Annotated in this window: 23 protein-coding genes; 6 read left to right on the forward strand and 17 right to left on the reverse strand. The window is 51.8% G+C overall.

Annotated features, from left to right (window positions below; all coding sequences use genetic code 11):
• Nucleotides 1-12: 12 nt before the first annotated feature.
• Nucleotides 13-927 (reverse strand): oxidoreductase, encoded by a 915-nt coding sequence (locus DHN43_RS20780; protein ID WP_108819892.1) that lies wholly within the window; start codon nucleotides 925-927, stop codon nucleotides 13-15.
• A 118-nt stretch (nucleotides 928-1,045) separates the two neighbouring features.
• Between DHN43_RS20780 and DHN43_RS20785 the strand changes: the two genes are divergently transcribed.
• Nucleotides 1,046-1,735, forward strand: a complete 690-nt coding sequence (locus tag DHN43_RS20785) for a TetR/AcrR family transcriptional regulator (protein ID WP_108819893.1) — start codon at nucleotides 1,046-1,048, stop codon at nucleotides 1,733-1,735.
• A 6-nt stretch (nucleotides 1,736-1,741) separates the two neighbouring features.
• On the opposite strand, the gene DHN43_RS20790 is transcribed toward DHN43_RS20785, so the two are convergent.
• The 3 genes from DHN43_RS20790 to DHN43_RS20800 form a co-directional block, all read right to left on the reverse strand.
• Nucleotides 1,742-2,224 carry a helix-turn-helix domain-containing protein gene (locus tag DHN43_RS20790; protein ID WP_108819894.1) on the reverse strand — a complete coding sequence of 161 codons (483 nt, stop codon included), beginning with the start codon at nucleotides 2,222-2,224 and terminating at the stop codon, nucleotides 1,742-1,744.
• Nucleotides 2,225-2,356: 132 nt separating this feature from the next.
• On the reverse strand, nucleotides 2,357-3,412 hold the full coding sequence (hisC, locus tag DHN43_RS20795; protein WP_108819895.1) for a histidinol-phosphate transaminase: 1,056 nt from the start codon (nucleotides 3,410-3,412) through the stop codon (nucleotides 2,357-2,359).
• A gap of 57 nt (nucleotides 3,413-3,469) precedes the next feature.
• On the reverse strand, nucleotides 3,470-3,922 hold the full coding sequence (locus tag DHN43_RS20800; RefSeq protein WP_063294912.1) for a MarR family winged helix-turn-helix transcriptional regulator: 453 nt from the start codon (nucleotides 3,920-3,922) through the stop codon (nucleotides 3,470-3,472).
• Nucleotides 3,923-4,037: 115 nt separating this feature from the next.
• On the opposite strand from DHN43_RS20800, the gene DHN43_RS20805 reads away from it, so the two are divergent.
• Nucleotides 4,038-4,355, forward strand: coding sequence for a J-domain-containing protein (locus tag DHN43_RS20805; RefSeq protein ID WP_063286529.1), 318 nt, complete (start codon nucleotides 4,038-4,040; stop codon nucleotides 4,353-4,355).
• A 111-nt stretch (nucleotides 4,356-4,466) separates the two neighbouring features.
• Here DHN43_RS20805 and DHN43_RS20810 read toward each other — a convergent pair whose 3' ends face one another.
• The 11 genes from DHN43_RS20810 to DHN43_RS20860 form a co-directional block, all read right to left on the reverse strand.
• Nucleotides 4,467-4,967: an RNA pyrophosphohydrolase gene (locus tag DHN43_RS20810; protein ID WP_108820005.1), complete on the reverse strand. Its 501-nt coding sequence runs from the start codon at nucleotides 4,965-4,967 to the stop codon at nucleotides 4,467-4,469.
• A 118-nt stretch (nucleotides 4,968-5,085) separates the two neighbouring features.
• Nucleotides 5,086-6,309, reverse strand: coding sequence for a divergent polysaccharide deacetylase family protein (locus DHN43_RS20815; protein WP_208995538.1), 1,224 nt, complete (start codon nucleotides 6,307-6,309; stop codon nucleotides 5,086-5,088).
• 175 nt (nucleotides 6,310-6,484) lie between these two features.
• Nucleotides 6,485-7,819, reverse strand: a complete 1,335-nt coding sequence (locus DHN43_RS20820) for a S41 family peptidase (RefSeq protein ID WP_057462750.1) — start codon at nucleotides 7,817-7,819, stop codon at nucleotides 6,485-6,487.
• Complete coding sequence (locus DHN43_RS20825) at nucleotides 7,816-9,192, reverse strand: murein hydrolase activator EnvC family protein (RefSeq protein ID WP_208981645.1); 1,377 nt, start codon at nucleotides 9,190-9,192, stop codon at nucleotides 7,816-7,818. The genes DHN43_RS20820 and DHN43_RS20825 overlap by 4 nt, the downstream gene beginning before the upstream one ends.
• 282 nt (nucleotides 9,193-9,474) lie before the next feature.
• On the reverse strand, nucleotides 9,475-9,957 hold the full coding sequence (gene rlmH, locus DHN43_RS20830) for a 23S rRNA (pseudouridine(1915)-N(3))-methyltransferase RlmH (protein WP_108819896.1): 483 nt from the start codon (nucleotides 9,955-9,957) through the stop codon (nucleotides 9,475-9,477).
• A 155-nt stretch (nucleotides 9,958-10,112) separates the two neighbouring features.
• Nucleotides 10,113-10,544 (reverse strand): ribosome silencing factor, encoded by a 432-nt coding sequence (gene rsfS, locus DHN43_RS20835; RefSeq protein WP_208860027.1) that lies wholly within the window; start codon nucleotides 10,542-10,544, stop codon nucleotides 10,113-10,115.
• 126 nt (nucleotides 10,545-10,670) lie between these two features.
• Nucleotides 10,671-11,336 (reverse strand): nicotinate-nucleotide adenylyltransferase, encoded by a 666-nt coding sequence (locus tag DHN43_RS20840; RefSeq protein WP_082826887.1) that lies wholly within the window; start codon nucleotides 11,334-11,336, stop codon nucleotides 10,671-10,673.
• Complete coding sequence (locus DHN43_RS20845) at nucleotides 11,333-12,628, reverse strand: glutamate-5-semialdehyde dehydrogenase (RefSeq protein WP_108819897.1); 1,296 nt, start codon at nucleotides 12,626-12,628, stop codon at nucleotides 11,333-11,335. The genes DHN43_RS20840 and DHN43_RS20845 overlap by 4 nt, the downstream gene beginning before the upstream one ends.
• A gap of 52 nt (nucleotides 12,629-12,680) precedes the next feature.
• Complete coding sequence (gene proB / locus DHN43_RS20850; RefSeq protein WP_063286534.1) at nucleotides 12,681-13,811, reverse strand: glutamate 5-kinase; 1,131 nt, start codon at nucleotides 13,809-13,811, stop codon at nucleotides 12,681-12,683.
• Nucleotides 13,811-14,857, reverse strand: a complete 1,047-nt coding sequence (obgE, locus tag DHN43_RS20855; RefSeq protein ID WP_057461561.1) for a GTPase ObgE — start codon at nucleotides 14,855-14,857, stop codon at nucleotides 13,811-13,813. Before obgE ends, proB begins: the two co-directional genes overlap by 1 nt.
• Before the next feature lie 276 nt (nucleotides 14,858-15,133).
• On the reverse strand, nucleotides 15,134-15,679 hold the full coding sequence (locus DHN43_RS20860; RefSeq protein WP_063286535.1) for a GNAT family N-acetyltransferase: 546 nt from the start codon (nucleotides 15,677-15,679) through the stop codon (nucleotides 15,134-15,136).
• A gap of 857 nt (nucleotides 15,680-16,536) precedes the next feature.
• Between DHN43_RS20860 and DHN43_RS20865 the strand changes: the two genes are divergently transcribed.
• The 4 genes from DHN43_RS20865 (at nucleotide 16,537) to DHN43_RS20880 (ending at nucleotide 19,191) form a co-directional block, all read left to right on the forward strand.
• Nucleotides 16,537-16,743 carry a cold-shock protein gene (locus tag DHN43_RS20865; protein ID WP_057461563.1) on the forward strand — a complete coding sequence of 69 codons (207 nt, stop codon included), beginning with the start codon at nucleotides 16,537-16,539 and terminating at the stop codon, nucleotides 16,741-16,743.
• Between the two features lie 293 nt (nucleotides 16,744-17,036).
• On the forward strand, nucleotides 17,037-17,669 hold the full coding sequence (locus DHN43_RS20870; RefSeq protein ID WP_108819898.1) for a TetR/AcrR family transcriptional regulator: 633 nt from the start codon (nucleotides 17,037-17,039) through the stop codon (nucleotides 17,667-17,669).
• Nucleotides 17,670-17,769: 100 nt separating this feature from the next.
• Entirely contained in the window at nucleotides 17,770-18,357 is a 588-nt protein-coding gene (locus tag DHN43_RS20875; protein ID WP_063286536.1) for an OsmC family protein, read from the forward strand.
• A gap of 108 nt (nucleotides 18,358-18,465) precedes the next feature.
• A complete protein-coding gene (locus DHN43_RS20880; RefSeq protein WP_108819899.1) occupies nucleotides 18,466-19,191 on the forward strand; it encodes a hypothetical protein in 726 nt (241 codons plus the stop codon).
• 50 nt (nucleotides 19,192-19,241) lie between these two features.
• Here DHN43_RS20880 and DHN43_RS20885 read toward each other — a convergent pair whose 3' ends face one another.
• Nucleotides 19,242-19,793 (reverse strand): GNAT family N-acetyltransferase, encoded by a 552-nt coding sequence (locus DHN43_RS20885; protein ID WP_108819900.1) that lies wholly within the window; start codon nucleotides 19,791-19,793, stop codon nucleotides 19,242-19,244.
• A 30-nt stretch (nucleotides 19,794-19,823) separates the two neighbouring features.
• Nucleotides 19,824-20,372: a GNAT family N-acetyltransferase gene (locus DHN43_RS20890; protein WP_108819901.1), complete on the reverse strand. Its 549-nt coding sequence runs from the start codon at nucleotides 20,370-20,372 to the stop codon at nucleotides 19,824-19,826.
• Nucleotides 20,373-20,374: the final 2 nt, after the last annotated feature.

The following is a 20,374-nucleotide window of genomic DNA, read 5'->3' on the forward strand; positions in this document are numbered from 1 at the left end:
GCGCCTTGTCAATCAGGCAGTGTTGCCTGCCTTCACATACTGAAACTCAGTAAGATTCTCAGAGAGTGCCCAGAGTTTTTCCTGAAGCTCTGCATCCACCGCTGGGCCAGAAAGCTTCACAGGACTCGGGTTGCCCCATAGCCCGAAGCGTGGTCCCAGAAAGGCGCATTCCGCAATATCTGGAGCCGTTGCCGCGGCTAATTGTGGGCGACATCCAAACTCAACCGGCCGTGCCATAAACCGAGACAGCCACCCTCCCATCCCGATGGACTGTTGACGTTCTGTTGCTGTCAGTCCAGGGTGCGCGGATACTGATTTGGCTGAAGAGCCTGCCGCTTCAAAACGCCGTTGCAATGCAAACATGAAGAGCAGATTTGCAAGCTTACTATTGCCGTAGAATCCCAAGCGAGAATAAGGTCGCTTTTCTGAATGCAGATCTTCAAGATCTAGTTTTGCAGCTCTGTAACCGCCGCTGGAAACGGTTACGACGCGAGCATTAGGCGTCGCAACAAGTGTTTCAAACAGTAATCCGGTCAGTAAAAAGTGACCCAGATGGTTGGTTGCCATATGCATTTCCCAACCTTCTTTGGTGTGCATTCGTTGCTCTAGGTTTACGACACCTGCGTTGTTCAGCAGAATATCCAGCTGCTGATGCTTTGTAGTGAAAGCCTTTGCAAACCGGTGAATGCTCTTCCGGTCTGTCAGGTCAAGAGGGAGCACTTCCAGAGAACCTGAACTGACCTTCTGGCGGACACGTGTGATCGCAGTCTCACCCTTTTCGATAGACCTACAAGCAATCACTACATGTGCACCGCTCTCAGCTAATTCCAAAGCAGATTGAAAACCGAGACCCACATTAGCGCCCGTAACCACAGCCGTTTTGCCTGTAAGGTCTTGACTGTTTTTATTATTTGGCTGTTGTTGCAAAGTATCTCTCCTGAGATTGTCAAAATAACAGAACATCGGTAGTTTATTTGGAGAGTTTGTGAGAGTCAATAACCGACCATTGGTCGTTTATGTGATGTGCCGAAGAGTGATTGAGAATATGAGCGAAAAATCAAAGGCTTATAAGCGTGCGCGGACAGCGGAACATTTTGCTGAACGAGAGAAGATGATCCTCACATCAACGCGCACCCTGATGGATAGAGAAGGTATTGAAAACACGAGCCTTTCCGCTGTTGCGCGGGAGGTTGGCCTCGCAAAATCCAGTCTCTATCGATACTATGAAAGCCGGGAGCAAATTCTTGTCGCGCTGCTTCAGGAAGAGGCAGATCTCATGATTGCCGACTTCGAAAAGTCCCTGAGTGAGCCTAAAAGCCAACGAGATCTCAAAGGTATTGCAAAGCTTTGGGCCAAGGTGTGCTTTGCGCATCCGCGCTTGTGTTTGTTGGTCAGCCAGCTTTCGCCAATTCTGGAGCACAATCTCTCAACAGAGCGCATTGTAGAAGCGAAGCTGCAGTTCCTGCATCGCCACCGACAGATGGCAGAGATACTGACCGCTGCCCTTCCACACATGAGTGAGGCAGGAGCTCTTGCAGCAGTCCAGTACGTTTTCACAATTGTTGCAGGGCTTTGGCCGATGAAAGCAGACCGCAAAAATTCGCTGGCAGCGCTGGAGCATCCTGAACTGGCTCATTTGAAGATGAACTTTGAGGATACGCTGGCCAGCGCTATCGAGCTGTGCCTGCTCGGTATTCTGGCGAAAGAGCAGAACTGGGAGCCGGTGTTGGAATAACAGCGGCTACTGCCGCTGCCTCAACCGTTTCTTTATCTGACGCTTTTCCCAATCGCCACCAAAGGGATTGATGACCTCGAACACACTCAAACCATGAGCAACAAGGCCGATGCCAAACCCAAAAGCAACCCACAAGAACCAGAGGTAACCCGGTGATGTAAGAAGGTTCAGCACCGCCAGAGCTGTAATCACAACGGCGTACTGGATCAGGTTCATGTAAAAGCTTCGTATGTCCCGCACATACTCCATAGCTTCCTGCTCCCTGCCGGAAAGCTCGGGTAAAATTCCATTAGATGCTGAGGGCATGTCCTGTTCCTTCCTGAGATCACTAAAATCCGTGTCCAGAGCAGAAGCAATGCATTTCAGGGTTTCGGGGCTCGCATTCGCGCCGCGCTCAATACGCTGCAGTGTCCGCGTGCTGATACCTGCCATGTGTGCGAGCTGTTCCTGAGAAAGCCCTTTTTCAATGCGTAATTTTCTGACAATCACGGAAAAATTCCTGTTCTTCAACTAGGAGCAATCTGGAAGCTTCTTAAATAAAACACCACGACAAACAGCCGACATGACCACGACACGAGCAGGACATTTAAATCTAACACCCTGTAAAATAACAAAATATATTCAGAGCATCGTCCGAAGCACTTTCACCAGTGTGGTACATTCTTCAGAGGTTCCGATAGAAATACGCAGCCAGTCGTTGATCTGCTCTTTCTTGAAGTATCGAACCAGAATACCGTGATCTCTCAAATCGGCATGTAACCGCTCCGCCGGAACATGCGCGTGAGAGGCGAAAATGAAGTTTGTTGAAGATGGCAGCACCGTAAAGTCGAGCGCCTGAAGGTTCTCGGTGAGCTTCTCTCTATCTGCAACAATCTGGTCGCGCGTCTTTTCAAACCACTCCGTGTCCTCCCAGGCAGCAAGCGCGCCTGCAAGTGAAAGCCTGTCGAGGGGATAGGAGTTGAAGCTGTCCTTGACCCTGTGCAATCCCTCAATCAAATGCGGTTGCCCCACGCCAAACCCAACACGCATTCCTGCAAGGCTGCGAGACTTTGAGAAAGTCTGCACCACCAGCAGGTTGTCATAATCTGGCACAAGCTGAACCGCGCTTTGCCCTCCAAAATCGATGTAAGCCTCATCAACAAGAACCACCACATCCGGGTTTGCCTTGAGGATTGCCTCGATATCCTCCAATGGCATGGCAAGACCGGTTGGCGCATTCGGATTTGCGATGACCACACCACCACAAGTCCCGGCAAAGTCGCTGGGGTTGATACGGAAGTCATCGCCGAGAGGCATCAGCTGATGTTCAATCGAGTAAAGCTTACAATAGGTTGGATAGAACGCGTAGGTGATCTCCGGAAAGAGAATTGGCGCTTTCCCGCTGAAGAAGGCATGAAACGCATGCGCCAACACCTCGTCACTGCCATTACCTGCAAAGATATGGTCAGAAGTCAGCTGAAGAGAGGAGGCAATACTCGCTCTCAGGTCAGAAGCAGACGGGTCAGGATACAACCGTAACGCATCGCCTGTGGCCGCAGCAATTGCTTCCAAAGCACGCGGAGAGGGCCCCCATGGGTTCTCATTGGTATTCAGTTTGATAAAGGTCTGTTGCTTTGGTTGTTCACCCGGGATGTAGGGCTCCAGTTTTTGGACAATCGGGCTCCAGAACCTGCTCATATCTCAATCCAATCTCAGCAAACCGCAATCAATCGCGCATCTTTAAACTTGTGGATCCTAAGAGCGCTTGGACAATGCATCATTCAAAACGCACTGCATGCGATAATAGGTTTCCACCTCTTCCTCGGAAAATACCTTCGCGAACTCTTCTATCCGTTTCATCTCGGCCTTGCGAACTTTTTTAATCAGCGCTTTGCCTGATGGTGTCAAACAATAAAATACGGAACGCTTGTGCCGCGGATTGCTCACTTGTGCCACTTGCTCCTTGTCTAGCAATTCTTTGAGGACCTTGGCCACAAATTGGCGCTTCAGCTGCAGAAAATCAGTGAGTTGCGGTGCTGTTGCCTGCTCCAAAGCAAGCGTAGCTTCCAGCACAGCACGCTGACCGACAGTAAGATCGGTTCCTTCAAGATCCGCCTCAACCCGATTGCTGATGGTACGGAGCAACGGTCGGGTCATCTGAATGCCAGCATAAAGCATTTCTGGTTTAGATTCTGGTTTTTTAAGCATTTGATTTACTTGTTTCAATTAGTTTTATTGTCAATAAAATTGACAAATATCGTGTTCTGACTTACGTCTACCCTACAGATTTTCAGGTGATCTCAAAGGAAAATGAGTACAGATCATGGGTTTTAAAAATCTTGCAGAGCGGCAAATCCTAAAAGCACAAGCAGAAGGGCAGCTGAATAATCTTGAGGGAGAGGGTAAGCCGCTGCCAGCACGGGCACCTGGTTCTCTTGATACGGCTGCAGGCATGAGGATCATGGCTGATGCCGGAGCTGTACCGCGCGAGATTGAATTGAAAAAAGAGATAGATGCTCAGCGGCTTGTTGTTCAAAAAGCTGAAGGCACGCCAGACTGGAAATCCGAAATGGCAAAACTGGCAGACTTGCAACTCCGTCATGCGATCGAACAGGAAGCCCGAAAAAAGTTCTTCACATGAGTTGCCGAGCGCACTTCAAGTGTATGCGCTAAGCAAAACCTCATGGTTGCCGATATTCTACGTACTAGGAAAATCCACACTGGCGAGATGGTACAACATCTCCATGCCGTATCAGCTTGTGAACTCAGAGAACGCTTCAACCACATCCAGATAGACCTGATGCTTGAACGGGATCACAAGGCCGGCAAGGTTCTCGGCTTTTTCCCAGCGCCACTCACAAAACTCCTGCGCATGCCCGTCAGGTGGAGTCAGGATGTTGATTTCGCTGTTATCACCATCAAAGCGGAATGCAAACCAACGTTGTGTTTGGCCGCGATACTTAGCCTTGCGCACTTGGCGTTGAAGCTCCTCAGGAAAATCGTAGGAGAACCAGTCAGGTGCTTCTGCCAGCAGTGTGATGGACTTCACAGAGGTCTCTTCATAAAGCTCACGTCTCGCAGCTTCCAGCGGGTCTTCCCCTTTGTCCAGGCCACCCTGTGGCATCTGCCAGGCAAACTCTTCAGGAATAGGCTGTTTGTCACCATAGCGTTTGCCAGCCCAGACAAGCCCATCCCTATTGATAAGCATGATGCCAACACAAGGGCGAAAAGGAAGAGCGCTGTAATCGGTCATGTCTGGTCCAATAAAGAGAGTTGAGTACATAGTCCCGAAAGATTGCTCCGGTTTTCGGGACTACGCGCAGAAGAAAGATTGGAGCATGATGCGTGAGTTCATATGAACGCAACAGGCTCTAGCGTGTGGAATTGATAGCAGAGCTGATTGGAACGAGAGAAAGACCACGCTCCTCCAGTCGCTGCGACCACGCCTCCAACGCATTTAACGTAACAGGGAAAGCAGTCGCAGTTGCGACGGCAATGCCGCGTTGACGAGCAATTGTTTCCAGTTCCAGCAACTGTGTACCAATGGCTTCGGCGCTCAGGTTCTGGTCCAGAACCAGATCGGCCTGCACAAATGGCACTTTCTGCGTCCCGGCAACCTCGCTTGCTCTGGAGCGGGGAGACGAACCGTCATCAACATACATCAGGCCACGATCACGAACCTTGCTGAGGAACTCACTCATACGGGTCTCGTTAGAGGTGAAACGGTCGCCCATGAAGTTGACAAGCCCAACATAATTGCTGGTCTGCCCAAGAACCCAGGAGAGGCGCTCCTCGTTCTGCTTCCTGTCCAGATTGGTCAACAGGCTTTGCGGGCCAGCATCGTTGTCAGGATAATCAAACGGCTCCATTGGAGCTTGAAGAAGCACTTCATGCCCGGAAAGGCGTGCAGATTTCATCCAGCTGTTGATGTCATCACCATATGGAGAAAGCCCCAAAGAGATGTCAGCAGGGAGGTCTTCAATGGCCTTGAGCGTCATATCGGAGTTAAGCCCGATACCATTGATTAAAATAGCAATCCGCGCCTGTGTCAGCGCTGCAGGGTTAGGCCGCCGTGCATAGGCATCCAGCGGGCGAATACCCTCAGCAGAGATCTTTGGAAGGGAGCCGAACTTGTTGGGCTCGAGCAGCTGATCAATTGGGTCGGTAGAAAGCGACTCGCTTGAGAAGCCACCATCCAGCCCCTCATAATCAACACGCCGGGCCAAGTCGACGAGTGATGTTGGCCCACTGGCCTGATCTTGCGCGTTTGCGCCTGCTGGGCGAGAGGGGCGATAGCTGCCATCCTGTCCAAAGCCATTGGCATCAAACTGGTCAGACCCAATCTGGGCCAGTTGAGAACCATCCGGTAGGTCAACAATCTCGATATCACTGGGAGCAACACCATCAAGAGCGCTGGAAAGCTCGATAGTCGCCATCGGCTCGCCACCGTTGGGGTCATCAACAATGCCGATCCAGATAAAGCCGGTGGTGAAAATAACAGTCATGATGGCGACACCAATCAGGCCGAGCGGCAATCGCCCGATGCTCCGACGCTTGTTCATTCCAAGCGGAGCTGTCAAATCGCTCCTAACCATTGGTGCCCCCACCCTGTCATAAAATTCCGCCGCGCCAAACGAAGGTTTAGCGCGGCGTCCTTAATCACTTTATAGCATATCCCCGAAATGTGGCTACCGGTTTTCGGAGAGGTATATGCCTGAAAACAAATAGATAGAAATCGAGCGCTCCGAATGAAGCGCCCGATACTCTGAATTATTTGGATTCGTTTGCTGCACTGTCTGCACTTGGTGGGAAGGCTGCATCAGTCTTCTCGCCGCGGAGCAGGGATTTTGCCAGGTTCAGCTGCACATCTTTGTCTTTGTCCTGTGGGACGTAAGCCTGACTACCAGAACCTTCATCGCCTTCTTCGGCCTGAAGGTGACCACGCAGACCTGCTTCGCCTTTGGTTTCAGCACGGCCTTTCAGCTCATCAGGCAGTTCTTGCAAGGAAATGATGTCAGGGCGGATACCCTTAGCCTGAATGGAGTTGCCAGACGGTGTGTAATAACGAGCAGTTGTCAGACGGATCGCACCATTCGCACCAAGTGGAATGATGGTCTGTACAGAACCTTTACCGAAGGAACGTGTGCCCAGAATAGTCGCGCGGCGATGATCCTGCAGAGCACCGGCTACAATTTCAGAGGCTGACGCAGAACCGCCATTCACCAGAACGATCACAGGCGCACCTTCAGTCAGGTCACCGTTACGAGCGTTATAGCGCTGGGTCTCTTCAGCATTACGGCCACGGGTAGAAACAATTTCACCACGGTTCAAGAACGCATCAGAAACAGCAATCGCCTGATCCAGCAAACCGCCTGGGTTGTTGCGCAGATCCAGCACAAAGCCCTTCAGGTTATCTTCGCCGATTTCAGCAGTCAGCTCATCAACAGCATTTTCCAGGCCATCAAAGGTCTGTTCGTTAAACTGCGTGATGCGGATGTAACCGATGTCATCTTCTTTGTTCCAGCGAACAGAGCGAATGCGGATCACATCACGGGTGATGGTGATATCGGTTGGTTCGTTGATACCTTCACGGCGCACTGTAATGACGATGTCTGTGTTCACCAGACCGCGCATTTTCTCGACAGCCTCATTCAAGGTAAGGCCCATAACCTGTTCCCCATCAAGATGGGTAATCAGATCGCCTGCCTGTACGCCTGCTTTGTAAGCCGGAGTGTCGTCGATCGGGGCAACAACCTTCACAAGGCCGTCTTCCATGGTCACTTCAATACCAAGGCCACCAAACTCGCCGCGGGTCTGCACCTGCATATCGCGGAAGCTCTTTGGAGGCAGATAGCTGGAGTGCGGATCAAGGCTGGTGAGCATGCCGTTGATAGCGGTCTCGATCAGCTTGGAGTCAGCTGGCTCCTCTACATAATCAGAGCGCACACGTTCAAACACGTCGCCAAACAGATTAAGCTGATTGTAGGTATCAGGAGACGCAGCAGAAGCTGGTTCAGCAAATCTGAATGGTGCCTGAGAATATGTTACGACCGCCGTAGCCCCCATGACTACGCCAACCAACAAAAGCGATGCTTTCCGTATCATCCGCGAACCTTTTCGTTTTCGGCGCGTGACCACCATGGGTTGGGGTCGATTGCAGTGCCGTCTTTCCTGAATTCTACATATAAAACCGGCTGGTCCAAACTAAAATTAAGGTTATTAGCGCTTGCGAGGCGCGTTTCTCCCATTTTAGCGATTGGCTCTCCAGCTAGAATAAACTGCCCTAACTCCACCATGACATCGTCCAGCCCGGACATAAGGACATGGTATCCGCCGCCTGCATTAACAATTACCATCTGCCCGTAAGAGCGGAAATCCCCTGCATACACCACCCAACCATCAGTGGGGGAGGTGACCTGGGCATTCGGGCGTGTCGCAATGGATTGGCCAGTCGTTACGTTGCCAAAACCATCTGCAACCCCAAAGTCTTGCAGGAGTGTTCCAGACACCGGATCAGGCAAAAGCCCAAGGGTATCCGAAAAAGCAACAACCGGTTTCAATCGGCTCGGATCAGCAAACGGATCACCGGAGGCGATCCGGTTTTGCCGCTCAATGTCCGCAAGTCGCGCTGCTTCTGCCGCACGACGGCTGCTATCCACTTCTCTTTCAAGGTTAGCAAGCAACTCTTTCAAAGAGGTTGCCTTTTCGGCAAGTTCCCTGGCGCGAGCCTTCTCGGCTTCCAGCGCTGCAAGGCTTTCCTGCCGTGCTGCCTTCTTCTTTTCTAAAAGCAATTCAACACGATGACGCTCTTCCGCCATCTGTATTGCACCACTTCGAACCCGGTTGCGCTCTGCTTCAATTTTTGCTCGAAGCCGAGACAATTCAGCAAGATCACTCGCCAGCGCTTCCGCCTCAATCCGCACTTCTGGCATGATTGAGTTGAGCAGGATCGCACTGCGTACCGCACCAAGAGCATCCTGAGGACGCACGACCATTGCTGGCGGCGGGCGATGACCGATCCGTTGCAAAGCGCTTAAAACTTCAGCTAAAACATCTTTACGTTCATTCAATGACGCCCGGACAGATTGCTCATTTTTTCTGTGCCGGCCCAAGCGCGCTTCAGTGGCTTCCAACTGGTTTTCCAGTTTCTTCATGCGCTCACCGGTACGGATCAACTCTCCGCTCAGGCTCTCGCCATCACGCTCCAGCGCACGAATGGATCTCTGAATTTCTTCACGCTTCTCTTTGGAAAGGGAGATGTTTTCATTCAGGCTGCGAAGCTCTTTTTCCCGTTCCTTTTTTTGGAGCAGGGCAATTGCCGCCGGATCTTCGGGGTCAATCTTGCCATCTTCAATTTTAAAGGAGACGTTCGTCAGTTTTTGCGCAGTACTTTGCAGCGGCAGAACAAGCGCTACCGCAAAAAACAAGGCAAAGCTTGTCACCAATCGGAGGATCAGGTTTCCCCTAAGACGCAACAACTGAACTCCCAAAGTGCAGCGCAGAGCAAAACGCTGACCTTAATACTAAAATATCGACGTAGACCAACCCTGCAAAACAACAGGCACGCAGCCCCAAAGCTAACGCCGAGGATAATGCTCCAGACAGCGTTAAGGAAGTGTCAACCACGTTGAAGGCTTAGCGACTTCCAATAAAAACATCAATATCCATAGCAGTCATTCGGGCGGGTGAAACCGGAATGGGCAAATACAAAACAGACTTAGTGGAAGGTATTGGAAAAAGAGAGGCAACCTCCGCACCATTCACGCGCGGTGATACGGATGCCCTGTCAGTATCGTGATGGCGCGGTAGATTTGCTCGCCGCACAGGATGCGGACGAGTTGGTGAGGCCATGTCATGGAGCCCAGAGCCAGCTTCAGGTCTGCGCGTTGCAGCAGCGCCTGGCCGTGGCCGTCGGCACCGCCAATGGCGAGCACCATATCCGAAATACCCTGATCGGCCCAACCGCCAAGTTTTTTGGCAAAGGCTTCGCTGGAAAGTGCCTTACCATGCTCATCCAGTGCAATCAGGATCGCACCGGAAGGAAGCGCATTGAGCAGCAGTTGCGCTTCTTCGTCTTTTCGATCACTCGTACGGGCAGCCCGACTCTCTGAAAATTCCACCACGGACACAGACGTAATGCCAACGGAACGGCCAGCTTTGCGGGCTCGGTCCAGATAGCGTTCAAGCATGTCCTTTTCCGCGCCAGCTTTCATTTTGCCGACGCAGGCAATCGTGACTTTCATAAAGTCTCCGGGATTAGATCGTAGTGACCCGCAAAAAGATCTCATGCAGATGGAGCAGCACCTGCATCAGCGGCATTTGCCCAGACTCCCTCATTCCCCCAAAGGGGTAGAGAATTGACTGGTGTAATAGTCAGTGCTTCAAAGAAGCACTGATACTATCCGATGAACTGCGTCGGTGCAGAGCTATCCGCAGACCACATCTTTTCTACATTGTAGAAACTGCGGACTTCTGGGCGGAAAATGTGAATGATTGCATCACCGATATCGATGAGCACCCAGTCACAATGCGGCATGCCCTCAACGCGAGCGTTACCGTAGCCAGCATCTTTCAGATCACGGAGCAGGTAGTCGGCAACAGCACCCACATGGCGATGAGAGCGGCCAGAAGCCACAACCATGTGATCAGCCAGAGCAGATTTGCCTGTAAGATCTAGAGATACGATATCCTCAGCCTTGGAATTCTCCAGGCTGTTGAGGATCAGTGCAAGCACGTCCCCCTCATTGGTGGGATCATGCGGTTGAAGAGGAGCGATGGTGTCCGTCCCTTCATGTTGAGTTGTCATGGTCAGCTTAAGAGCCCTCGCCATGGTTAGAGAAAGCAGTACTCTGCCGGTCGAAAAGCCTGAAATGCACAAACTCAAGCCTTCCGTCAAGAAGAATACTCAGGTCCCTATGGCATTTTCAAGACACTACTTGCCGTAAAAAGCGTAAAGTTACCCTGGGGTGTGTCCTCTATTCCTCAGGAGGGTGGAAGAGGTTTCATCCAGCGGACCACGTAAAATGGTCCAGCACGGGGCTTTGCACTCAGGCAGTTGGTCTGCACTTTTTTCTTTTAATTGAGCAAAGGCATACCTTTGGCAAACTTGAGCGGAAAGAGACGAAAGGGTCGCTTTGGGCCGGTCAACAATTGCCACAGGCACCCCTTCTATAATGCTCTGCCAGTTTTGCCAATGGTGAAAATTGGAGAGATTGTCTGCACCCATAACCCAGACAAAATTCAGATGCGGTCTGCGCAGCTTTAATTGCTCCACCGTACTTGCCGTGTAAGAGGTGCCAAGCACCTTCTCATAGGCCGTCACCTTCATGCGTGGATGTCGTGCCAAAGCCTGCGCGGCGGCAACACGTTCTTCCAGGGGTGCGAGGTTTCGGTGAGACTTCAGCGGGTTTCCGGGCGTGACCAGCCACCAGATTTGATGCAGGTTCAAGCGCCGCAACGCCGTCTCCGCCACCATAAGATGGCCGGGATGTGGGGGATTAAACGACCCGCCAAACAAACCAATGCGATTGCCCGGTGCAGCATAGGGAAGGCGCATCCAGTCTGGTTGCACAATCCCAAGCTTGCCGTGGCTATCGCCCATTGTGGGGTCGGGGTTCGTCATGGACGCGTTTGGCCGTTCCCGCGAACCACGTATTTGAAGCTGGTCAGCTGTTCCACACCAACAGGTCCGCGTGCATGCATGCGGCCAGTTGCGATGCCAATTTCGGCGCCCATGCCAAACTCACCACCATCAGCAAACTGTGTGGATGCATTGTGAAGAACGATAGCCGAGTCCACTTCTGCAAGGAATTTGCGGGCCGCAATCTGGTCTTCTGTGATGATACAGTCCGTGTGATTGGAACCGTAGATCCCGATATGCTCAATCGCATCTTCCAGACCGCCAACAATCTTCACAGAAATGATCGCATCCAGATATTCAGTCGACCAGTCATCGTCAGTCGCCTCAGAAGCGGTTGGGCAAAGCATCATGACGTCTTCATCACCGCGTATCTGGCAGCCTTTTTGTTGAAGAGCAGCAAGAATTGGCGGCAAAATGGTTGCTGCCACAGCTTCATCAACCAGCAGTGTCTCGGCTGCACCACAAATGCCCGTCCGGCGCATCTTGGAGTTGATGGTGATTTCAATCGCCTTATCCAGATCGGCCTTTTTGTCGATGAAGATATGAACCAGACCCTCCAGATGCGCAAACACAGGCACACGTGCCTCATCCTGAACGCGTGCAACAAGGCTCTTGCCACCACGCGGAATGATCACATCAAGATTACCATCCAGGCCTTTCAGCATTTCACCAACAGCAGCACGGTCTTTCACCGGCACAATCTGTATGGCATCTACCGGCAGTCCGGCGTCTGCAAGGCCAGCCTGCAAAGCTTTATAGATAGCAAGGTTGGAGTTGATGGTGTCTGATCCGCCGCGCAGTACAACAGCATTACCAGCCTTCAGGCACAGTGCTCCTGCATCCGCAGTCACGTTCGGACGGCTCTCGTAGATTACGCCAATTACACCAAGAGGCGTGCGGACGCGCGAGATGTCCAGACCGTTCGGGCGTTTCCAGTCCGCAATCGTAGAACCGACAGGGTCGTCCAGCTTGGCAATGTCTTCCAGCGCGCAGGCAATGGCTTCAATGCGCTCTTCGTTCAATGTGCCGCGATCAACAAAGGATGCCAGCTGACCATTGGCCTGCATGCTTTCCAGATCAATCGCATTCGCTTTGAGGATCTCAGGGGTTGCAGAGCGAACGGCAGCTGCCATCGCTTCCAGGCCTTTGTTCTTCTGGCTTGTGGGGGCAATGGCAAGAGTACGTGCAGCAGCGCGTGCCTTTTTGCCAAGAGTTGCCATCAGGTCGCGAACATCGGTGTTGTCCGCATTTGCCACTTCAGAAGTATTCAGCATCTGCAAAACCCTTAAGTCATCACTGGTTGAACTTGGTCAACCTAAACAGTTTCTATGAATTGTCCAAATCAGATGTAGAGAGCACAAGGTCGTCCGTATGGACCATCTCTGCCCGTCCCGGATAGCCAACAATGGCTTCAATTTCTTTGCTGTTGCGCCCGATGATGAGAGAGGCCTCACCGTAATCATAGGCCACAAGACCGCGACCCACATCGTGCCCGTCCGCATCTATAATACGCACAGCATCACCACGTGTGAATGTGCCATCCACTTTGGTCACCCCTGCTGGCAGCAGGCTCTTGCCCGCCTTCACAGCTTTTAGCGCACCTGCATCCAGCTGAATGGTGCCATGCGGCTTCAGGTGACCGCTGATCCACGTTTTGCGGGCGCGGGCGGGTGAGGATGGAGCAGGGAACCATGTTGCCCGTGCACCATTTTCAATTGCGTTAAGCGGGTTCATGGTCTTGCCACTGGCAATGATCATGGACGTACCAGCGCTCTGCGCAATCTTGGCCGCATCAATCTTGGTCTTCATGCCACCGGAGGAGAAGGCCGTTCCCGGCGCACCGGCCATGGCCTCAATCTCCTGCGTCACCTGAGGAACCTCAGGCAGGAAAATGGCATCAGGATCTGTCTGCGGAGCGGCGGTGTAAAGCCCGTCCACATCAGACAGCAGCACAAGAAGATCCGCACTCGCCATAGTCGCCACACGGGCGCCCAGACGGTCGTTATCGCCATAGCGGATCTCGGAGGTAGCCACACTGTCATTCTCGTTGATGATCGGCACAGCGCCCATCTTCAGCAATGTGCCAATCGTCTCGCGTGCATTCAGGTAACGGCGGCGCTCTTCCGTGTCGCCGAGCGTCAGCAGAATCTGGCCAGCCGTTAAACCACGCGCACCGAGAATTTCAGAATACGCCTGAGCAAGTGCAATCTGGCCCACAGAAGCGGCGGCTTGCGCCTGCTCCAGTTTGAGCGGACCAGCTGGCAGACCAAGCACACCACGACCAAGAGCAATGGAACCGGAAGAGACCACCAGCACTTCTTTCCCAGCTTCGGAAAGAGCCTGAAGGTCATCTGCCAGCGATTCCAGCCACTCACGCTTCAACCGGCCTTTTTCTACCAGAAGGGCAGAGCCGATTTTGACGGTGATGCGCTTATAGTCGCTCAGACTTCGAGCCATTACGGGCGCCACTCCTCAATTCCATCAGAAGGAATGGCATTGGCCTCGTCTTGCTTATCCTTGTCAATTGCACGAATGATCATGCGCTGAGCAGTGTCGATGTTTTCACCACTGGCAGACGAAATGATCAAAGGCTTCTGACCGCAGGCTTCTTCAAGAGACTTAAAGCGCTCTTCGCGCAGCTCTTCTGTCAGTGCATCTGCTTTGGAAAGACAAACAATCTCAGCCTTCTCATCCAAACCATGGCCATAAGCTTCCAGCTCACCGCGAATGGTGCGGTAAGAATCTGCCGGGTCTTCTTCGCCAGAGCCATCCACCAGATGCAACAGAACGCGCGTACGCTCCACGTGGCCAAGGAAACGGTCGCCAAGACCATGACCTTCGTGTGCACCACGAATGAGGCCCGGAATGTCAGCGAGCACAAAGCCGCGATTGTCGAGTTCACACACACCCAGGTTCGGGTGCAGCGTGGTGAACGGATAATCCGCAATCTTTGGGCGTGCTGCTGATACAGCGGAGAGGAAGGTGGATTTGCCAGCGTTTGGCAGACCCACAAGGCCAGCATCCGCAATCAGCTTCAGGCGCAGCCAGATCCACTTTTCTTCGCCTTCAAGACCAGGGTTCGCATGGCGCGGTGCCTGGTTGGTTGAGGATTTGAAGTGCGCGTTACCGAAACCGCCATTACCACCTTTCAGAAGCAACAAGCGCTGACCAATCTCGGTCATGTCCGCCTGAACGGTCTCGTTGTCTTCTTCAAGAATCTGAGTGCCTACAGGAACACGAAGCACAACATCGTCGCCCTTGGCGCCGGTTCTGTTGCGGCCCATGCCATGCATGCCAATTTTTGCTTTGTAGTGCTGCGCGTAGCGATAGTCGATCAGTGTGTTGAGGCCATCAACGCACTCAACCCATACATCACCACCACGGCCACCATCACCGCCGTCGGGTCCACCTTCGGCAACATATTTCTCACGGCGGAAGCTGACGCTGCCCGCGCCACCATCACCAGACTTTACAAAGATCTTTGCCTGATCGAGGAATTTCATTTTATTCTCTTTCGTCCACCTGTGACGTTCTTTGGAGGACGTCATAAAGCCCTATTGCGCTCCCGCCAAGGGCGGAACGGCAAATCTGGCTAATTTTATTGCTTAAGCGTGTTCCCGAAAAGTGTCTAGCGCTTTCCGGAAAAGAATAAGCAACCTGATTTATGGTTTACTGCCCTGAACAGCCAAAAGGCTCACGAACATCAATTCGCAAGCCTTTCAAAATTCAGATGCGCAAGAACAAATCCCTAAAGACAAGTTGCTTTAGAGACTGGACCGTCAGGCGGCGATCGCCTGCATCGATGTCCATCTGTCCCGGGTCAGCGTAACTGTAGTGTAATCCATTTCAAGATCACCACGTGCGCGGTTCTTCTCTTTAGTCTCGCCAGTCACCTCAAACCCGTTCTTCTGAAGCACATTCAGAGACTTCGGATTGATGGTGAACAGGCCAGTGTTCATCGCAGCCGCATTCAGCCGGTTGAACACGTAATCGCAAACCAGGTTGGTCGCTTCACTGGCATAACCTTTACCCCATTGGGATTTAGCCAGCCAGTAACCGAGGTGCGGTGTTGTCGAGACATTGCGGATGCCGATGACTCCGACAAGGCCTTCGCCATTGTCGATCACCCAGTTGATCTCTTCGCAGTGAGGTGTCGTGCGGCAATGGTCAAACCACCAGTCACCATCATCCTTTGTATAAGGATGCGGAACGACAGTCAGCATCTTGCTCACATCGAAATCGTTCAAAGACGCATTATGAATATCAAAATCACCCTCGCGAAAATCGCGTAGGATCAAGCGCTCGGATTGTAACTCCGGGAACATGACAATCTCTTCTTATTCTTCTTGGAGCGCTTGGCTTATTGTCGCTGGCGCTCTTTCTCTTAAGTACACGAAGATAGCGTCAAACCCGTCGAACCATATGCTCGCAACGCGCCGGTGCTATCCAACCCTTGCTTTTGGTTCCTGAGATCTAAAGTAAAACTCTGCCACGAGTGCTGGGTACAATCACAACGGGACGAGGGAGCGAAAGGCTGTTGCCGCAACCTTGCTCAAAGACCCTATCCTGCCATCTGCTGAAAGTCGCGGAACGCATAAACAGTCGCGCCAGCCAGATCAGAAGAGCAGGACCCATCTTCAATTGTCCGATAAACACACACAGATCGGAGAATCAAAGGTGATCGACACCTGCATCTTTATTCACAGGGGAACAAAGTAAGCAGACAACAGCATCTTGGAGGTTTCAAAATCCGAGAGGAACTTAAAAGCTTGGGGGCGGTCACTATCTCGGACCACTCCCTATTGCAAGCGCTTAGAGCATGTTCATGGAATTTTTTTCACATAGTGAGGAATATTTGCGCGAATATCGGCAAAACCTGCAATGCAACCACAAGGTGACCTAACATCGGGTTTTCCCTCAACTTTTATTGGTTTTGTGAAAACATCAGGGAATAAGTTAGGATTTGACTCAGTAAAAACACAGAGAATTTAAAAAAATTGGTTCTACAGGCATCAAATGGAAAGCTGGATCTTTACTTATCAGTCAATATGTGGAATGCCGTCTCTACGTTAAGACTATCGACACCCTGTCTCCTTTTTAGGCGTCAGTGCACTCGATTTCGCCCTGACGCAACCAAAGCCATCTGCATGTCGCAGCGGCACACTAACTAGGAGATATCACGATGGCTAAAGGCACCGTGAAATGGTTCAACAGCACTAAAGGTTTCGGTTTTATTGCACCTGAAGATGGAAGCAAAGACGTATTTGTTCACATCTCTGCAGTAGAGCGCTCCGGTCTGTCTACTCTGGCTGATGGCCAGGACGTAACTTACGAACTGGAAGCTGGTCGTGATGGCCGTCAGAGCGCTGTAAACCTCGAAACCGTATAATTCGAGCTGTTCAGTGAAAAAGAGCGCAGCAATGCGCTCTTTTTTTTGTCTGGAATTTGGCCCAGACATCAATAAACCAACAATGAGATAGCCATCAGGCGTCCATTCAGCCAAAACGCCCCTCTACAGAATACGACCCTCCCCAAATCCGGCTCTCAACATCATGCTTCGCCGTGATGTCAGCTGAACGCCTCCACATTCCATTCCCTTGCAATCTTGTTTCTCCTCACCAAACTCACTAGAGCTTAGTGTAAGATACGGTATCGTACCCACGTGAGAGACGGAAAACCTGCATGGAATCAGAGAAAAAGGTATCGCGCGGCGAAAAGCGGAAAAATGAGCTTTTAGAAATTGCAGCTGACGCGATCATCGAACTTGGCTATGCCAACACCTCGATGGATGAGATCGTCAGACGCGCCCGCGCCTCCAAAACCACAGTCTACAGACACTTCAAAAACAAAGAAGCAATGTTGGCAGAGATTGTCAGCAACCTGTCTGAAGGGCCTGTCCTCTCCATTAAACCTCTCGACTCAAACGAAGATGGTGGCTCCCGTCAGGAGCTTGAAGAGATTCTTTTTGTCTTTGGCAAGGCCGTTCTGACCCTCATCTATGATGACAGAACTCTGGGCCTTTGGCGCATGTTGATAGGTGAGGGCAGTCGCGCTCCTCATATTACCAAATCATTCTTCCAGCTTGGCCCCAAACGGGCAACCTCCAGCATTGCACAGCAGCTCCAACTGGCGAGCAGTCTGGGCATCGTCGCTATCGAACACCCTGAAAACGCAGCGGCCATCTTCATGGGTATGTTGCGCGAGGACACTCACCTCGCTCTTCTGCTGGGCGTTCAATCCGCACCGACTCTACAGGAAATCTCGGATCATGTTCGCCAATGTGTGCATGATTTCATGAAAGCATATGGCACCTGATCTCATCCAGCGCCGACCAGCCGAAAACAGTCATGCTTGACGAAAGTGATTTTTATCTGCTAAGTGTACGGTACAGTATCGTACACTTACGGAGGTAGAGATGCTTGATAATAACACTGTGACACATCCCATCGTGACCCGGGCAGCGGCCATGCCAACGCCCCAGCACATCAGCTTAAACAAAATCAAAAAGTCGAAAGACGGCATGGAGCTTGAGGTCGACTTCCTCGCAGAGCTCACAGGCGACGGCTTGGTCAAGACCGGCGTGGTCCAGCCCAACGTCCCTGGCTTTGGCGCTTTTGAAGTTCTCTGCGACGAAGGCTCATCCATTGGCGGCACGGATACAGCTCCCGCACCATTGTCTTACCTGGCCGCGGGTATCGGTTTCTGCCTGCTCACGCATGTGCATGGGTTGGCTCAGTCCCGGAAGCTGAACATCTCCTCCATCAAGCTGGAGCAGAAAATGAAGTTCCAGTCCAGAATTCCGGGAATGACCGCTGAAGAAGGCTCGGACATGCTTGGTGTTTCAAAAGGCGTCGAGACAGTCATCATCATCGAATCGCAAGAAGACCCATCTCTGATTGCCTCTTTGGTGGAGGCGAGTGAGAAAGCCTGCATGGCGCTTCAAACCGTCGTAAATGCAGTCCCGGCATCGACCACCATCATCAACAACGGCCAGAAACTCTGAGCCAGAATTGATGTGTAGGGCAGCCTCTCAAGTGAAATCGTTTGAGATGTTGCCCTCCTCTCCATTTCACCTTCTCAACAATGTCTCCGAGAAGGCGGAGGAAATACAATGACATCCTCTTCCCAACACAACTACTTCCCCACCACCTTTCGCAACCAGCTCATGGCAACAATCGTCTGGGCTCAGGTCTTTGTTCTCTATTGCATTGGTCTTTTGGTTTTCACCGAACAGAACACAAGTCAGATTTTCTGGGCAGATCCGTTCATCAAGATCGTGCCGATTTACGTCTCTACCTGGCTCATCATTTTCACCTCGCTGCTTTTGGGCTGGTTTTGCTTTAACAAACTCGGCTGGGCAGGCTTGATAAAGCACACGCCCGGTTTGCAGATCGTGAGCGGTGTAAGCACAGCAATCATCATCACATGCATTATCTGGGCGTTTTTTGGGAGTGAGCTGCCTGACTTTGTCCCGGCAGAAGAAAGCTCACGTCCAGGCTATCTTTTTGGCATGGTGGCTGGTTACGGCGAAGAGCTCGTCTTCCGCATGTTACTGAGTGCGCTGGTCTTCTTCGGAATGTTCAAACTGCTGGCAGGCGTTGAGTACAGATATCGTGTGTTCTGGTCTGCTGGCACTGCAATCCTCATCGCAGCACTAGCTTTTGTCTTCCTTCATGAGCTTGGAGAACTGGATAGCATCTTATTGTGGAACCTGATCGCCACACGCATTCTCGTTCCCGGCATCATAATGGGGGGCCTGTTTTTTCTGGTCGGTCCGGGCTTTCTCATCTTCATGCACAGCACCTTGCACATCATGATACCGCTGCTATTCGACTGATCCCAAAACTTGTCGCGCGCACCCATCGGCACGCGACAAGCAATTTACCTTCAAACCGTCACCGCCCGCATGGCTTCCCATAAATGCCGGGTGAGCTCCGTCTCAATTAAGGTCACTGCTTCATTTCCACGTGCACGACACTTATCTGGTCGCAAACCGGTGCGCTGAAAACCATTCTTTTCTTGTACGCGTAGAGAGCCATGATTTTCGTCGAAGGCCCCACAAGTGATCCGCTCTGAACCAAGGACTTCAAAGCAGTATTGAATAACCTCTGCCGTCGCTTCACTCATAAAGCCCTTGCCCCAGAATGGTTTGGCCAACCAATAACCAATCAAAGGCACACCTTCCTCTGAGATGTGGATGCTGATAACTCCTATAAAACGGTGCTCGAACTCGATGGCCCAGTTGACCTCCTGTGTCAGCGGAGTATTTGCGCAATTACTCAACCACCACTCACCATCGGCTTTAGTGTAGGGATAAGGCACCACAGACAGCATCCGCGTAACCTCAAAGTTATTGAGGTAGTCACAAATCGGCGTCAGGTCATTTTCTCGAAGTACCCGCAAAGTTAGACGCTTTGTTTTAAGCTCAGGAAATTCCATTTTAACAACACCTTTGCTAGCTAATCATCCTTAAACCGTCACCGCCCGCATGGCTTCCCATAAAGGACGGGTGAGCTCCACGTTGATGAGAGTGACTTCTTCTTCTCCGCGAGCGCGACTTTTTTCTGGCTCCGAGCCGATTGTCTGGAAGCCGTTCTTCGCCAGCACATTCAGGGACCCGTCATTTTCTTCAAATGCCCCGGAAGTCACTTTGGTAGAACCTAATTCCTCAAAACAGTAATTGACCACCGCCTCAGTTGCCTCGCTCATATAGCCTTTGCCCCAGAACGGTTGCCCCAGCCAATAACCAATGCGCGGGAAGCTATCTTCTGGGATGCGTATTCCAATGACGCCTGAGAACCCATGTTCGGATTCAATAACCCAGTTCGTCTCTTCGCTTAGCGGTGTCTCCTTGATGTGGTTCAACCACCATTCCCCATCCGCTTTTGTGTAAGGGTAGGGCACGACAGTCAGCATCTTGCTGACTTCAAAGTTGCTGATGTACTCACAGATTGGCTCCAGATCACCCTGCTGAAACTGGCGGAGTGTCAGGCGGTTTGTTTTGAGTTCAGGAAACATTA

The sequence above is a fragment of the Pseudovibrio sp. Alg231-02 genome, from assembly GCF_900143565.1.
Taxonomy (GTDB): Bacteria; Pseudomonadota; Alphaproteobacteria; order Rhizobiales; family Stappiaceae; genus Pseudovibrio.